Raw genomic sequence first — 16017 nt, 5'->3', positions numbered from 1 at the left:
CATGTACGACCCCGCCGCGGAGAAAGACGCGTGCGGCCTCGCGATGGTCGCCACGCTCCGCGGCACCGCGGGGCATGACATCATCACCGCGGCGCTCGACGCGCTGCGGCATCTCGAACACCGCGGTGCGGTCGGCTCCGACGCCGGCACCGGCGACGGAGCGGGCATCATCACCCAGATCCCCGACGAATTCCTGCGCGCGGTGAGCTCGTTCCCGCTGCCCGAGGCGGGGGCCTACGCCGTCGGCAACGCGTTCCTGCCGGTCGACCCGACGACGCGCAGCCGCGTGAAGCAGCAGCTCGCCGAGCTCGCGGCCTCCGAGGGCCTCGAGGTGCTCGGCTGGCGCGAGGTCCCGGTGCGCCCCGACGAGCTCGGCACGCTCGCTCGCGCCGCCATGCCGGCGGTGCAGCAGCTCTTCGTGCGATCGTCCGCGACGACGTCGACGGGCGCGCGGCTCTCCGGCATCGCGCTCGACCGGCTGACCTTCCGGTTCCGCAAGCGGGCCGAGCGCGAGCTCGAGCTCTACTTCGCGTCCCTCTCGTGCCGAACCATGGTCTACAAGGGCATGGTGACGACGCTCCAGCTCGAGCCGTTCTACCCCGACCTGTCCGACGAGCGGTTCGCCTCGAAGCTGGCGCTCGTGCACTCGCGGTACTCCACGAACACGTTCCCGTCGTGGCCGCTCGCTCAGCCGTTCCGCATGATCGCGCACAACGGCGAGATCAACACCATCCAGGGCAACCGCAACTGGATGCGCGCCCGCCAGTCGCAGCTCGAGTCCGAGGTGCTCGGCGACCTCGACCCGATCCTGCCGATCGTCACGCCCGGCGCCAGCGACTCGGCCTCGTTCGACGAGGTCGTCGAACTGCTCACGCTCGCCGGCCGCAGCCTGCCGCACGCCATCATGATGATGGTCCCCGAGGCGTGGGAGAACCAGGCCGAGCTGAGCCCCGAGCGCCGCGCGTTCTACGAGTACCACTCGATGCTCATGGAACCGTGGGACGGCCCGGCCGCGATCGTCTTCACCGACGGCACGCTCGTCGGTGCGACGCTCGACCGCAACGGCCTCCGCCCCGGTCGCTACGTCGTCACCGACGACGGCCTCGTCGTTCTCGCGAGCGAGATCGGCGTGCTCGACCTCGAGCAGTCGCGCATCGTCCGCAAGGGCCGGCTGCAGCCGGGGCGCATGTTCCTCGTCGACACCGAGCACGGCCGCCTGATCGAGGACGACGAGGTCAAGTCCGAGCTCGAGCAGGCATCGCCCTGGGGCGAGTGGCTCGAAGAGGGGCGCATCCGCCTCGCCGACCTACCCGAGCGCGAGCACATCGTGCATCCGCCCGCCTCGGTCAACCGCCGCCAGCGCACCTTCGGCTACACCGAAGAAGAGGTGAAGATCCTGCTCACGCCGATGGCGAAGACGGGGCAGGAGCCGCTCGGCGCCATGGGGTCGGACACGCCCATCGCGGTCCTCTCCAAGCGCCCGCGCCTGCTCTTCGACTACTTCACGCAGCAGTTCGCGCAGGTGACGAACCCGCCGCTCGACTCGATCCGCGAAGCGGTCGTGACCTCGCTCGGCACCTCGCTCGGGCCCGAGCGCAACCTGTTGAGCGCCGGCCCCGAGCACGCACGGCAGGTCTCGTTGACCTTCCCGGTCATCGACAACGACGAGCTCGCGAAGATCGTGCACATCGACCCGATGCCCGGTCGTCGCACGACGGTCACGATCCGTGGCCTCTACCGGTTCGACGAGGGCCCCGACGCGATGCGCGACCGGCTCGCGGCGATGTGCGCCGAGGTCGACGAGGCGATCGAGGAGGGCGCGAAGTTCGTCGTGCTCTCCGACCGTGACTCGAACAAGGACCTCGCGCCGATCCCGTCGCTGCTCATGCTGTCGGCCGTGCACCACCACCTGATCCGGTCGGAGAACCGCATGAAGGTGGGGCTCGTGGTCGAGGCCGGTGACGTGCGCGAGGTGCACCACGTGGCACTCCTCGTCGGCTACGGCGCTTCTGCCGTCAACCCGTACCTCGCGATGGAGACCTGCGAGGACCTCGTTCGAGCCGGCATCATCAGCGGGGTCTCGCCGGAGCAGGCCGTGCACAACGTGATCAAGGCGCTCGGCAAGGGCGTGCTCAAGATCATGTCGAAGATGGGCGTGTCGACGATCTCGTCCTACGCCGGAGCCCAGGCGTTCGAGGCTGTCGGCCTGTCGCAGGCGCTCATCGACGAGTACTTCACCGGCACGACGTCGAAGCTCGGCGGAGTCGGCATCGACGTCATCGCAGCCGAGAACCTCGACCGCCACACCCGGGCCTATCCGCAGGACCAAGCGGTCCGTGCCCACGAGCGGCTCGCCACCGGCGGCGAGTACCAGTGGCGTCGCGACGGTTCGCCGCACCTGTTCAACCCCGAGACCGTGTTCCGGCTCCAGCACTCGACGCGCAACCGCCGATACGACGTGTTCCGCGAGTACACCTCGCTCGTCGACTCGCAGGCCGAGGAGCTGCTCACGCTGCGCGGCATGTTCGCGCTGCGCACCGGCACCCGGCCCGCGGTGCCCATCGACGAGGTTGAGCCGGTCTCGTCGATCGTCAAGCGGTTCTCCACCGGCGCGATGAGCTACGGCTCGATCTCGAAGGAGGCGCACGAGACCCTCGCGATCGCGATGAACCGCCTCGGCGCCAAGTCGAACACCGGTGAGGGCGGCGAGGACCTGGACCGCCTGCTCGACCCCGAGCGCCGCAGCGCGATCAAGCAGGTCGCGTCCGGTCGATTCGGCGTCACGAGCATGTACCTCACGCACGCCGACGACATCCAGATCAAGCTCGCGCAGGGCGCGAAGCCCGGCGAGGGCGGCCAGCTGCCACCGACGAAGGTGTACCCGTGGGTCGCCCGCACGCGGCACGCGACCGCGGGCGTAGGGCTCATCTCGCCCCCGCCGCACCACGACATCTACTCGATCGAAGACCTCAAGCAGCTCATCTTCGACCTCAAGCGCGCGAACCCGAAGGCTCGCATCCACGTGAAGCTCGTCAGCCAGTCGGGCATCGGCGCGGTCGCGGCGGGCACCGCCAAGGCCCTCGCCGACGTCATCCTCGTCTCGGGGCACGACGGCGGCACGGGAGCGAGCCCGCTCAACTCGCTCAAGCACGCGGGCACCCCGTGGGAGCTCGGCCTCGCCGAGACGCAGCAGACGCTCATGCTCAACGGCATGCGCGACCGCGTCGTCGTGCAGGTCGACGGCCAGCTGAAGACGGGTCGCGACGTCGTGATCGGCGCGCTGCTCGGCGCCGAGGAGTTCGGCTTCGCGACGGCGCCGCTCGTCGTCGAGGGCTGCGTCATGATGCGGGTCTGCCACCTCGACACCTGCCCGGTCGGCGTCGCCACGCAGAACCCCGAGCTCCGCAAGCGATTCAGCGGCAAGCCCGAGTTCGTCGTCAACTTCTTCGAGTTCATCGCCCAGGAGGTGCGCGAGTACCTCGCCGAGCTCGGCTACCGCTCGATCGACGAGATCATCGGCCGCCGCGAGCTGCTCGACGTCGACCGCGCGGTCGACCACTGGAAGGCGTCGGGGCTCGACCTCACGCCCGTGCTCGTCGGTCCCGACTTCTCCGAGGCCGACGCCCGCCGAAACGCCCGCGCTCAGGACCACGAGCTCGACGAGCACTTCGACAACGAGCTCATCCGCCGGGCCGGCATCGTCCTGGAGGAGGGCGGGTCGGTCTCGATCGAGCTGCCGATCAAGAACACCGAGCGCGCGGTAGGCACGATGCTCGGCCACGAGGTCACCTCGCGGCACGGCGAGCAGGGGCTGCCGACGGGCTCGATCGAGGTCACGCTCAGCGGATCGGCCGGCCAGTCGCTCGGCGCCTTCCTGCCCGGCGGCATCACGATCCGGCTCGAGGGCGACTCGAACGACTACGTCGGCAAGGGCCTCTCGGGCGGGCGGATCGTGGTGCGACCCGCCCGCGACAGCGGGTTCGTCGCCGAGCGCAACGTCATCGCAGGCAACGTCATCGGGTACGGCGCGACGAGCGGCAGCATGTTCATCCGCGGCATCGTGGGCGAGCGGTTCCTCGTCCGCAACTCCGGCGCGACTGCGGTCGTCGAGGGCGTGGGCGACCACGCGCTCGAGTACATGACCGGCGGGCTGGCGCTCATCCTCGGCGAGACCGGGCGCAATCTCGGGGCCGGCATGTCGGGCGGCACCGCCTACGTGCTCGACCTGCGCGAGGGACGGGTCAACCGCGAGTCGCTCGCGGCCGGCGAGCTCGAACTCCTCCCGCTCGGCAGCGCCGACGGCGAGATCGTGCGCGACCTGCTCGAGCAGCACGTCGCCGAGACCGACTCCGCGGTGGCCGCGGCGCTCCTCGCCGAGGGCGACGCCGCGTTCGACCGCTTCACCAAGGTGCTGCCGCGCGACTACGCGGCAGTGCTCCGTACCCGCCAGAGCGCGGTCGACGAGGGGCTCGACCCCGACGGCGACGTCGTCTGGGGTCGAATTCTGGAGGTGACCAATGGCTGAGATCCTTCAGACGCTGGGAACGGCTGCGCACATGAACTGCCTGGAGGTGACCAATGGCTGACCCCAAGGGCTTCCTGAAGGTCACCGAGCGGGAGCTGCCGAAGCGGCGGCCCGTACCGGTGCGCATCATGGACTGGAAAGAGGTCTACGAGCAGGGCGACCCGGCCCAGCTCCGTCGGCAGGCGGGACGCTGCATGGACTGCGGCATCCCGTTCTGCCACCAGGGCTGCCCGCTCGGCAACCTCATCCCCGAGTGGAACGACCTCATGTACCGCGGCGAAGGCCGCGCGGCGATCGAGCGGCTGCACGCGACGAACAACTTCCCCGAGTTCACGGGCCGGCTTTGCCCGGCACCCTGCGAGTCGGCGTGCGTGCTCGGCATCAACCAGCCCGCCGTCACGATCAAGCAGGTCGAGGTGTCGATCATCGACCAGGCGTTCGGCAACGGCTGGGTGCAGCCGCAGCCGCCAGGGCGTCTCACCGGCAAGACGGTCGCCGTGGTCGGCTCAGGGCCCGCCGGGCTCGCCGCGGCGCAGCAGCTCACCCGCGCCGGTCACACGGTCGCGGTCTTCGAGCGCGACGACCGCATCGGAGGCCTGCTCCGCTACGGCATCCCCGACTTCAAGATGGAGAAGAAGCACCTCGAGGCCCGTCTCGCCCAGATGACCGCCGAGGGCACCCGCTTCCGGGCGGGCATGAACATCGGCGTCGACATCACGTGGGACCAGCTCCGCGAGCGCTACGACGCCGTCGTGATCGCGACCGGCGCCATGGTCCCGCGCGACCTGCCCGTTCCCGGCCGCGACCTGCCGGGCGTGCACTTCGCGATGGAGTACCTCACGCAGTCGAACCGGCACATCGCGGGCGACGAGGTCTTCGACCAGCTCACGGCCGAGGGCAAGCACGTCGTCGTCCTCGGCGGCGGTGACACGGGCGCCGACTGCATCGGCACCGCGCACCGTCAGGGCGCGCTGTCGGTGACGAACCTCGCGATCGGCAAGCAGCCGGGGCAGGAGCGGCCCGACCACCAGCCGTGGCCGATGCACCCGACCGTCTTCGAGGTGCAGAGCGCCCACGAAGAGGGCGGCCGTCGCGAGTTCCTCGCCTCCACGGTCGAGTTCCTCGCGAACGAGGCGGGCGAGGTCCGAGCCATCCGGGTCGCCGAGACCGAGTACCTCGACGGCCGCCGCGTGCCCAAGGCGGGCACCGAGCGCGAGATCCCCGCCGACCTCGTGCTGCTCGCCCTCGGATTCACCGGTCCCGAGACGAACGAGCTCGACGAGCAGCTGCAGCTCGCGGTCACCGACCGCGGCAACCTCTCGCGCGACGCGGCGTACGCCACGGCCGAGCCGGGCGTCTTCGTGGCTGGCGACGCGGGTCGCGGCCAGTCGCTCATCGTCTGGGCGATCGCCGAGGGCCGTGCTGCGGCCGCCGCAGTAGACCGGTACCTTGAAGGCGAGACCTCGCTGCCGAGCCCCATCGCGGCGACGGCGCGCGCCATCGCCGTCTGAACCCCAGGCGCGCCGCTCGGCGCGTCGTCCGAACCACGATCAGCGCCTCGGCGCGGAACACCGGGAGTAACACCACATGAGACGAGCGAAGATCGTCGCCACCCTCGGGCCGGCGACATCGAGCTACGAGCAGATCCGGGCGATCATCGATGCGGGCGTCGACGTCGCCCGCATGAACCTCAGCCACGGCACGTACGACGTCCACGAGGGCGTCTACCAGAACGTGCGCAAGGCGGCGGCCGACTCCGGCCGTGCGGTCGCCGTCCTCGTCGACCTGCAGGGGCCGAAGATCCGCCTCGGCAAGTTCGCCGACGGGCCGCACGAGCTCGCCGAGGGCGACATCTTCAAGATCACCACTGAAGACATCCTCGGCACGAAGGAGATCGTCGGCACGACGTTCAAGGGGCTGCCGCAGGACGTGAAGCCCGGCGACTTCCTGCTCATCGACGACGGCAAGGTTCGGGTCGAGGTGCTCGAGACCGACGGCACGGTCGTCACGACCAAGGTCATCGTCGCGGGTCCCGTCTCGAACAACAAGGGCATCAACCTGCCCGGCGTCGCGGTCAACGTCCCGGCCCTCTCCGACAAGGACGAGGCCGACCTGCGCTGGGGCCTGGAGCTCGGCGCCGACCTCATCGCGCTGTCGTTCGTTCGCAACGCCGCCGACATCACCCGCGTGCACGAGATCATGGACGAGGTCGGCCGCCGCGTGCCCGTCGTCGCGAAGGTCGAGAAGCCGCAGGCGGTCGACGCGCTCGAGGAGATCACCGAGGCGTTCGACGCGGTCATGGTCGCGCGCGGCGACCTCGGCGTCGAGCTGCCGCTCGAGGCCGTGCCGATCGTGCAGAAGCGCGCCGTCGAGATCGCCCGCCGCCTCGCGAAGCCGGTCATCGTCGCGACGCAGATGCTCGAGTCGATGATCCACAGCCCCGTGCCGACGCGCGCCGAGACCTCCGACGTCGCGAACGCCGTCCTCGACGGCGCCGACGCGGTCATGCTCTCGGGCGAGACGAGCGTGGGGGAGTACCCCGTGATCACGGTGCAGACCATGGCCCGCATCATCGAGTCGACCGAACAGCACGGGCTCGACCGGATCGCCCCGCTCGGCACGAAGCCGCGCACCCAGTCGGGCGCCATCACCGCCGCCGCGGTCGAGGTCGCCGACTTCGTCGAGGCGAAGTACCTCTGCGTGTTCACCGAGTCGGGCGAGACGGTGCGCCGCATGACGCGCCTGCGCTCGAAGATCCCGATCCTGGCGTTCACGCCCGACCCCGCGATCCGACGCCGCATGGCGCTCAACTGGGGCGTCGAGTCGTTCGTGGTCTCGCGCGTCACCCACACCGACCAGATGGTCGGGCAGGTCGACGAGGCGCTCGCGAAGACCGGCAAGGCGGTCAACGGCGAGAAGGTCGTCATCATCTCGGGTTCGCCTCCCGGCATTCCGGGCACCACGAACGACGTGCGCGTGCACGTCGTCGGCGAGGTGCTCTAGCGGTTCCTCGGTGAAGGGTCGGTCAGGAATGACCGGCCCTTCGCCGTCTTCCGGGCACCGCGGCGGGATGCCTCGGTCGCGCGTCGTGGCAGAATCCGATCGTGGTCGTGAGATTCGAGTGCCGGACGGTCCTCGCCCTGAGCCCGTCGGAGGCGTTCGAGCGCTCGCTCGACATCGACCTGCACATGGCGTCGATGGCACGCTCCCGCGAGCGCGCCGTCGCCGGGGTGACGTCGGGCAGGATCGGGCCCGGCGAGCAGGTGACCTGGCGCGCGTGGCACTTCGGCGTTCCGCTCAGCATGACGAGCCGCATCACCGCGTACGACGAACCGCGATGCTTCATCGACGAACAGGTGCGCGGCCCGTTCCGGTCGTTCCGTCATGTGCACCGGTTCGAACCGACCGCCGACGGCACCGGCGCGATCATGACCGACGAGGTCGAGTTCGTCGCGCCGTTCGGCCCGCTCGGTCGGATCGCGGAGGTCGTGCTCGGGCCCTATCTGCGGCATCTCATCGAGGCTCGGAACGCCCACCTCGCGGAGCGCGGGACGGGCTGATCCGCGAACGCCGCGCGGGCGATGGTGCCGGTGGTGGGGGTCGAACCCACACGCCCTTTCGGGCAAAGCATTTTGAGTGCTCCGCGTCTGCCATTCCGCCACACCGGCCAGAGGCCTCGCCCAGAATACCGTAGGCTTTCCTGCGTGACTGACACCGAATCAACTCAGCCGGCAGCTCCGCGCCGCGTGGTCGTGGCAGAAGATGAGTCGCTCATCCGCCTCGACATCGTCGAGATCCTGCGCGACAACGGCTACGAGGTCGTCGGCGAGGCGGGCGACGGCGAGACCGCTGTGGCGCTTGCGACCGAACTGCGCCCCGATCTCGTCATCATGGACGTCAAGATGCCGCAGCTCGACGGCATCTCCGCGGCCGAGCGCCTCTCGAAGGGCCACATCGCCCCGGTCGTGCTGCTGACCGCCTTCAGCCAGAAGGAGCTGGTCGAGCGCGCGAGCGAGGCCGGTGCACTGGCCTACGTCGTGAAGCCCTTCACCCCGAACGACCTGCTGCCGGCGATCGAGATCGCCCTGGCCCGCCACGCGCAGATCATCGCCCTCGAGGCCGAGGTCGGCGACCTCGTCGAGCGCTTCGAGACCCGCAAGCTCGTCGACCGGGCGAAGGGCCTCCTCAACGAGAAGATGGGCCTCTCCGAGCCCGAGGCGTTCCGCTGGATCCAGAAGGCGTCGATGGATCGCCGCCTCACGATGAAGGACGTCTCGCAGGCGATCATCGAACAGCTCGCGCCCAAGAAGTAGGGCCCGCAGAACATCGAACGGCGGATGCCTCGACGAGCACGGTCTCGTCGAGGCATCCGCCGTTCGTGGTCGCGGCACGTGGGCCGGGGCCGGGAGCCGGCCGGACGTCCGGCGGTGTCGGCGGCCGCTTGTAGGCTGGTGCGGTGACGGACGCAGACAAGCCCACCCTCCTCGTCGTCGATGGCCACTCGCTGGCCTTCCGAGCCTTCTACGCCCTTCCGGTCGACAGCTTCACGACGCGCGACGGTCAGCACACGAACGCCATCCACGGCTTCCTCTCGATGCTGCTGCTCCTGCTCCAGAACGAGAAGCCCACGCACCTCGCGGTCGCGTTCGACGTGTCGCGGCACTCCTTCCGCACGCGCGAGTACGCCGAGTACAAGGGCACCCGGGGCGAGACCCCGCCCGAGTTCAAGGGCCAGGTGCCGCTGCTGCAAGAGGCCTTGCAGGCGATGGGGATCCAGGTCCTCGAGAAAGAGGACTTCGAGGCCGACGACATCCTCGCGACCCTGGCGGCGCGCGGGCGCACCGAGGGCTATCGCGTGCTGCTCGTCTCGGGCGACCGCGACACCATCCAGCTGGTGAACGACGACGTCACGCTGCTCTACCCGAACGCCCAGGGCGTCTCGCAGCTCAAGCGGTACGACCCCGAGGCGGTCGTCGAGCGGTACGGCATCCGCCCCGAGCAGTACCCCGACGTCGCGGCACTCGTCGGCGAGACGAGCGACAACCTGATCGGCATCACGAAGGTGGGCGAGAAGACCGCGGTCAAGTGGCTCGGGCTCTACGGCGACCTCGACGGCATCCTCGCCCACGCCGACGAGATCAAGGGCGTCGTTGGGCAGAACCTGCGCGACGAGAAAGAGAACGCGATCCGCAATCGCAAGCTCAACCGTCTCGTCGACGACGTCGAACTCGACGTCGTGATCCCCGAGCTCGCCGCGCGTCCGATCGACATCGAAGCGGTCCGCCCGCTCTTCGAGCGGCTCGAGTTCCGCACGCTCTTCGAGCGCCTGCGCAAGCTCGCGGCGGGCGAGACGAACGGCAACGGCAACGGGGCGGCGCCCGCGGCCGAGCCGGCACCGCTCATCGCCGCGCCGACGATGCCGACCTCGCAGAGCCTCGCCGGCGCCGAACTCGCGGCGTGGCTCGAGCGCGCCGTCGCCGCAGAGCCCGCGGGGCTCGGCCTCAGCCTCGAGGTCATCGACGGCCTCGTGGTGGGTGCCGGCATTGCGACGGCGACCGAGACGGTGCACCTCGCCTGGCGATCCGGCGCGGCCGAAGCAGGGCCGTTCGAGGCGTGGCTCGCCTCCGACTCCCCGAAGATCATGACCGATGCGAAGCCGCAGCTCGAGGCACTCGCGCGATCCGGTCTCGCCCTCGACGGGCTCGTCCTCGACACGCTCGTGGCCGGCTGGCTCGTGCGACCGAACCTGGTCGAGAAGACCCTGCCCGACCTCGTCGACCGCTACCTCGGCGAGACGGTGCCGCAGGCCGATCCCGCGCAGCTCGTCCCCGAAGAGGGCACCGACGCCGGCGCGCCGGAGTACGCGTGGTTCACGGTGCGCGTGGCGCCCGCCGTTCTGCGTGCCCTGCCCGAGCGGTCGCGTCAGCTGCTCGCCGACATCGAGATGCCGCTCGTCCCCGTGCTGGCCGCGATGGAGTTGCGCGGCGTGACCGTCGACCACGCCGAGCTCGCAGCGCTGTCCGCCGAACTCGGCGAGCGGGCCGCCGGCCTCGCCGAGGCCGCGTACGCGGAGATCGGTCGCGAGGTGAACCTCGGCTCGCCGAAGCAGTTGCAGGAGGTGCTGTTCGACCAGCTCGGCATGCCGAAGACGCGCGCCACGAAGACCGGCTACACGACGGATGCGAGTGCGCTGGCCGACCTCCAGGAGTCCAGCCCGCACCCGTTCCTCGGCTACCTGCTCGAGCACCGCGATGCGACCAAGCTGCGCCAGATCGTCGATTCGCTCGACAAGTCGATCGCGGCCGACGGCCGCATCCACACGAACTACGGCCAGATTGGCGCGGCGACCGGGCGCATGTCGTCGAACGATCCGAACCTGCAGAACATCCCGATCCGTACCGAAGACGGGCGACGCATCCGAAAGGCGTTCCGCCACGGTGCCGGGTACGCAGAACTCCTGACGGCCGACTATTCGCAGATCGAGATGCGCATCATGGCGCACCTCTCCGGCGACCCCGGGCTCATCGAGGCGTTCAACGCGGGCGAAGACCTGCACCGGTTCGTGGGTGCGCGCGTGTTCGCGGTCGACCCCGCCGACGTCACGCCGCTCATGCGCACGAAGGTCAAGGCGATGTCGTACGGCCTCGCCTACGGCTTGAGCGCGTTCGGCCTCTCGAAGCAGCTGCGCATCGATCGCGCTGAGGCGCAGCAGCTCATGCGCGAGTACTTCGAGCGCTTCGGAGCGGTGCGCGACTACCTGCGCGGCGTGGTCGAGCAGGCGAAGATCGACGGCTACACGGAGACGATCTTCGGCCGGCGCCGTCCGTTCCCCGACCTCAACAGCCCGAACCGCGTGCACCGCGAGAACGCGGAGCGCGCCGCGCTCAATTCGCCGATCCAGGGTTCGGCCGCCGACATCATGAAGATCGCGATGGTCGGCGTCGAGCGCGAGATCCGCGCGCAGGGGCTCGAGAGCCGCATGCTGCTCACCGTCCACGACGAGCTCATCTTCGAGGTGGCGGGCGGCGAATCCGAGGCGCTCGAGGCGCTCGTGCGAGACAAGATGGCGAACGCGGCCGAACTCAAGGTGCCGCTCGACGTACAGGTCGGGCGGGGCAGCGACTGGGAGGACGCGGCGCACTGATCGAGGGATCCTCGACGTCGACACGGGCGGGTTCGCTGTCCTAGGTTCGGAGGATGGCATCGAGTGAGCGCACCCCGACCGACGTCGACCGCATCGCCGAAGGCTGGGTCGACACGCTGGTCGACCTCGACCCGAGCATCGGCACCTACATCGGCCGGACGAGCCACGACGACCGGCTCGCCGACTACTCGCCGGCCGGGCACGAGCGGCGGGTCGCCGCGATCCGCGAGGCGGCCGCCGCGCTTCGGACCGCCGACCCGGCCGACGACGTCGACCGCATCACGGTCGCGGACCTCGGCTCCGAGCTGGAGCTAGAGCTCGCCCGGCACGACGCCGGGCTCTACCTCCGGGACCTCAACGTGATCGCGAGCCCGACGCAGGAGATCCGCGACGTGTTCGACCTCATGCCGACCGCCGAGGTCGACGACTGGTCGCGCATCGCGAATCGCCTCGGAGCGGTCCCGGGCGCGCTCGACGGCTACATCGAGACCCTGCGCGCGGGCGTCGGGGCGGGCATCGTCCCCGCGGTCCGGCAGGTGCACGAGGTCGCGGCGCAGGCGCGGCGCATCGCGAAGGCCGACGGCTTCTTCGCGACGTTCGCCGCGAGCGCGAAGGCGGGGGAGTCCGAGCTCCCCGACGCGCTTCGGCGCGACCTCGAGGCGGGCGCCGGCACGGCGAGCGAGGCGTACGACCGGCTCGCCGAGTTCCTCGAGTCCGAGCTCGCGCCGGTAGCGGGCGACGCCGATGCCGTCGGCCGCGACATCTACGCCCTCGAGTCGCGGCGCTTCCTCGGCGCCGTGATCGACCTCGACGAGACCTACGAATGGGGCATCGAAGAACTCGCGCGCATGGTCGCCGAGCAGGAGTCGATCGCCAACGAGATCAAGCCCGGGGCATCCGTTGCCGAGGCCATCGCGTTCCTCGACGACGATCCGAGCCGCAAGCTGCACGGCACCGACGCACTCCAACGGTGGATGCAGGAGACCAGCGACCGCGCGGTCGCGGAGCTCGCCGGCACGCAGTTCGACATCCCCGCCGAGATCCGCACCCTCGAGTGCATGATCGCCCCCACCCAGGAGGGCGGCATCTACTACACGGGCCCGAGCGACGACTTCTCACGGCCAGGTCGCATGTGGTGGTCGGTGCCGGAGGGCGTCACCGAGTTCGACACCTGGCGCGAACTCACCACGGTCTACCACGAGGGGGTCCCGGGTCACCACCTCCAGATCGGCCAGGCGGTCGTCAACCGCGGCCAGCTCAACACCTGGCGCCGGCAGCTCGCCGGCACGTCGGGTCACGCCGAGGGATGGGCGCTCTACGCAGAGCGTCTGATGCAGGGGCTCGGCTACCTCGACGATCCGGCCGACCGGCTCGGCATGCTCGACGGCCAGCGCATGCGCGCCGCCCGCGTCGTGCTCGACATCGGCGTGCACCTCGGCAAGCAGCGCCCCGACGGGCAGGGAGTCTGGACGGGCGACTACGCCTTCGAGTTCCTCGGGCAGAACGTCAACATGAACGAGGGCTTCGTGCGCTTCGAGGTGCACCGCTACCTCGGCTGGCCGGGGCAGGCACCCTCGTACAAGGTGGGCCAGCGCATCTGGGAGCAGCTGCGCGACGAGGTCGCCCGCCGGGAGGGCTCCAGCTTCGACATCCGCGACTTCCACCGGCGCGCGCTGGCGCTCGGCGGCGTCGGACTCGACACACTGCGCTCCGCGCTGCTCGGCTGAGTCCCGGGCGCGACGTGGCGCGTATCGTCATCGCAGGCGCGTCCGGGTTCATCGGCGCGCACCTCGTGCACCGCTACCGCGTCGCGGGCGATTCGGTGGCGACGATCGGCCGGTCCGGCGGGGACGCCTCGTGGTCCGATCCTCACGCGATCCGCCGGCTGCTCGACGGCGCCGACGTGCTCGTCAACCTCGCCGGGCGGAGCGTGAACTGCAGGTACACGCCTGCGAACCGTGAGGCGATCATGCAGTCGCGGCTGACGACGACCGCCGAACTGCGCGAGGCGGTCGCCGACGTCGACGAGCCGCCGGCCGTCTGGTTCAACTCCTCGACCGCGACGATCTACCGGCACGCCGACGACCGGCCGATGACCGAGTCGAGCGGTGAGCTCGGCACGGGGTTCTCGGTCGCCGTCGCGAAAGCGTGGGAGCGGGAGTTCTTCGACGGGGAGCTGCCGATGACCCGGCGGGTCGCGCTGCGGATCGCGATCGTGCTCGGCGACGGCAGTGCGCTGCGCCCGCTCGCGATGCTCGCCCGGCTCGGGCTCGGCGGCGCGCACCTCGACGGCCGGTGGCCGTCGTCGCGGGCGCGCCGCGGGGCCGGCACGCAGCACGTGTTCCGCACGCCCCGCGGCCGGCAGCGCTTCAGCTGGGTGCATGTCGAGGATGTCGCGCGCGCGATCGACTTCCTTCGCGACCGCGCCGACCTCAGCGGTCCGGTGAACGTCAGCTCGCCGAACCCGAGCGATGACCGCACCCTCATGCGCACCATCCGTCGACTCGTCGGTGCGCCGGTCGGCCTGCCCACGACGCGATGGATGCTCGAGCTCGGGTCGGCGGTCATCGGCACCGAGACCGAGCTCCTGCTCAAGAGCCGGTGGGTGCTGCCGCAGCGGTTGCTCGACGCCGGCTTCGAGTTCAGGTACCCCGAGCTGGAACCGGCGCTCGCGAGCATCCTCCGACCGACGGAGGGTGCCGTCGCCGCCGGCCCGGCTCGGCTCGGATGAGCCCCGGAGCCGTGCGGTTGCCGCGCACGCAGCGGTTCCGTTAGGATGGAGCGTCACTCGTGTGACATCCCTGTCCGCATGCCCATCGCGGAAACACATAACGCTCTACCGCGCGATGGGCTCGATATTGTCCTTTACGGAGCATTCACTACATGACAACCGCAACGACCAAGGCGCCCAAGCAGGTCGCGATCAACGACATCGGATCTGCTGACGATTTCCTCGCCGCGGTCGAGAAGACTTTGAAGTTCTTCAACGACGGCGACCTCATCGAGGGCACCGTCGTGAAGATCGACCGCGACGAGGTCCTCCTCGACGTCGGCTACAAGACCGAGGGCGTCATCCCCTCGCGCGAGCTTTCCATCAAGCACGACGTCGACCCCAGCGAGGTCGTCGGCGTCGGCGACACCGTCGAGGCCCTCGTTCTCCAGAAGGAGGACAAGGAAGGCCGCCTCATCCTGTCGAAGAAGCGTGCGCAGTACGAGCGCGCGTGGGGCGACGTGGAGAAGATCAAGGAGGCCGACGGCGTCGTGACCGGTTCGGTCATCGAGGTCGTCAAGGGCGGCCTGATCGTCGACATCGGCCTCCGCGGCTTCCTCCCGGCGTCGCTCATCGAGCTCCGCCGCGTGCGCGACCTCACGCCGTACCTCGGCCAGGAGATCGAGGCGAAGATCCTCGAGCTCGACAAGAACCGCAACAACGTGGTGCTCTCGCGCCGCGCGCTGCTCGAGCAGACGCAGTCCGAGTCGCGTTCGACGTTCCTCGCGAACCTGCACCCGGGCCAGATCCGCAAGGGTGTCATCTCGTCGATCGTCAACTTCGGTGCGTTCGTCGACCTCGGCGGCGTGGACGGCCTCGTGCACGTCTCCGAGCTGTCGTGGAAGCACATCGAGCACGCCAGCGAGGTCGTCGAGGTCGGCCAGGAGGTCACCGTCGAGGTGCTCTCCGTCGAGCTCGACCGCGAGCGCGTCTCGCTGTCGCTCAAGGCGACGCAGGAGGACCCGTGGCAGGTCTTCGCCCGGACCCACGCGATCGGCCAGGTCGCTCCGGGCAAGGTCACCAAGCTCGTGCCGTTTGGTGCGTTCGTTCGCGTCGCCGACGGCATCGAGGGCCTCGTGCACATCTCGGAGCTGTCGGGCAAGCACGTCGAGCTCGCCGAGCAGGTCGTGTCGGTCGGCGAAGAGGTCTTCGTCAAGGTCATCGACATCGACCTCGAGCGTCGCCGCATCTCGCTCTCGCTGAAGCAGGCGAACGAGGGCGTCGACCCCGAGGGCACCGAGTTCGACCCGGCGCTCTACGGCATGCTCACCGAGTACGACGAGCAGGGCAACTACAAGTACCCCGAGGGCTTCGACCCCGAGACCAACGAGTGGCGCGAGGGCTTCGAGGCCCAGCGCGAGAAGTGGGAGCAGGACTACGCTGCCGCCCAGGCTCGCTGGGAGGCGCACAAGAAGCAGGTTGCTGCTTCGCTCGCCGCCCAGGCTGCCGACGACTCGTTCTCGGCCGGCGGTGCCTCCTACTCGAGCGACTCGGCCGGCACGGGCACCCTTGCCGACGACGCCTCGCTCGCGGCGCTGCGCGAGAAGCTCTCGAGCAACAACTGATCGCACCTGCGAC

The 16017-nt window shown here is 69.9% G+C and carries 9 protein-coding genes and 1 tRNA gene; 9 read left to right on the top strand and 1 reads right to left on the bottom strand.

The window, feature by feature from the left end:
- Position 1: 1 nt before the first annotated feature.
- From gltB to ACFWGP_RS04935, 4 genes are all read left to right on the top strand, one after another.
- Positions 2-4525, top strand: a complete 4524-nt coding sequence (gene gltB / locus ACFWGP_RS04950) for a glutamate synthase large subunit (protein WP_376930430.1) — start codon at positions 2-4, stop codon at positions 4523-4525.
- Positions 4526-4578: 53 nt separating this feature from the next.
- Positions 4579-6036 carry a glutamate synthase subunit beta gene (locus ACFWGP_RS04945; RefSeq protein WP_231430918.1) on the top strand — a complete coding sequence of 486 codons (1458 nt, stop codon included), beginning with the start codon at positions 4579-4581 and terminating at the stop codon, positions 6034-6036.
- Positions 6037-6112: 76 nt separating this feature from the next.
- Entirely contained in the window at positions 6113-7528 is a 1416-nt protein-coding gene (gene pyk, locus ACFWGP_RS04940) for a pyruvate kinase (RefSeq protein ID WP_231430919.1), read from the top strand.
- A gap of 101 nt (positions 7529-7629) precedes the next feature.
- Positions 7630-8085, top strand: a complete 456-nt coding sequence (locus tag ACFWGP_RS04935) for an SRPBCC family protein (protein ID WP_376930238.1) — start codon at positions 7630-7632, stop codon at positions 8083-8085.
- A gap of 22 nt (positions 8086-8107) precedes the next feature.
- Here ACFWGP_RS04935 and ACFWGP_RS04930 read toward each other — a convergent pair.
- A tRNA-Leu gene (locus tag ACFWGP_RS04930) sits at positions 8108-8193 on the bottom strand.
- A gap of 36 nt (positions 8194-8229) precedes the next feature.
- On the opposite strand from ACFWGP_RS04930, the gene ACFWGP_RS04925 reads away from it, so the two are divergent.
- From ACFWGP_RS04925 to rpsA, 5 genes are all read left to right on the top strand, one after another.
- Entirely contained in the window at positions 8230-8838 is a 609-nt protein-coding gene (locus ACFWGP_RS04925) for an ANTAR domain-containing response regulator (RefSeq protein ID WP_231430921.1), read from the top strand.
- A 143-nt stretch (positions 8839-8981) separates the two neighbouring features.
- Positions 8982-11669, top strand: a complete 2688-nt coding sequence (gene polA, locus ACFWGP_RS04920; RefSeq protein ID WP_376930237.1) for a DNA polymerase I — start codon at positions 8982-8984, stop codon at positions 11667-11669.
- Between the two features lie 53 nt (positions 11670-11722).
- Entirely contained in the window at positions 11723-13396 is a 1674-nt protein-coding gene (locus tag ACFWGP_RS04915) for a DUF885 domain-containing protein (RefSeq protein WP_376930236.1), read from the top strand.
- 14 nt (positions 13397-13410) lie between these two features.
- On the top strand, positions 13411-14400 hold the full coding sequence (locus tag ACFWGP_RS04910) for an epimerase (RefSeq protein WP_231430924.1): 990 nt from the start codon (positions 13411-13413) through the stop codon (positions 14398-14400).
- 152 nt (positions 14401-14552) lie between these two features.
- Positions 14553-16004 (top strand): 30S ribosomal protein S1, encoded by a 1452-nt coding sequence (rpsA, locus tag ACFWGP_RS04905; RefSeq protein WP_231430925.1) that lies wholly within the window; start codon positions 14553-14555, stop codon positions 16002-16004.
- Positions 16005-16017: the final 13 nt, after the last annotated feature.

Source organism: Agromyces sp. NPDC127015 (genome assembly GCF_042725165.1).
GTDB classification, from domain to species: Bacteria; Actinomycetota; Actinomycetes; order Actinomycetales; family Microbacteriaceae; genus Agromyces; species Agromyces chromiiresistens.
The sequence above is the reverse complement of the archived record's forward strand: the minus strand, read 5'-3'. Positions and strand labels throughout refer to the sequence as shown.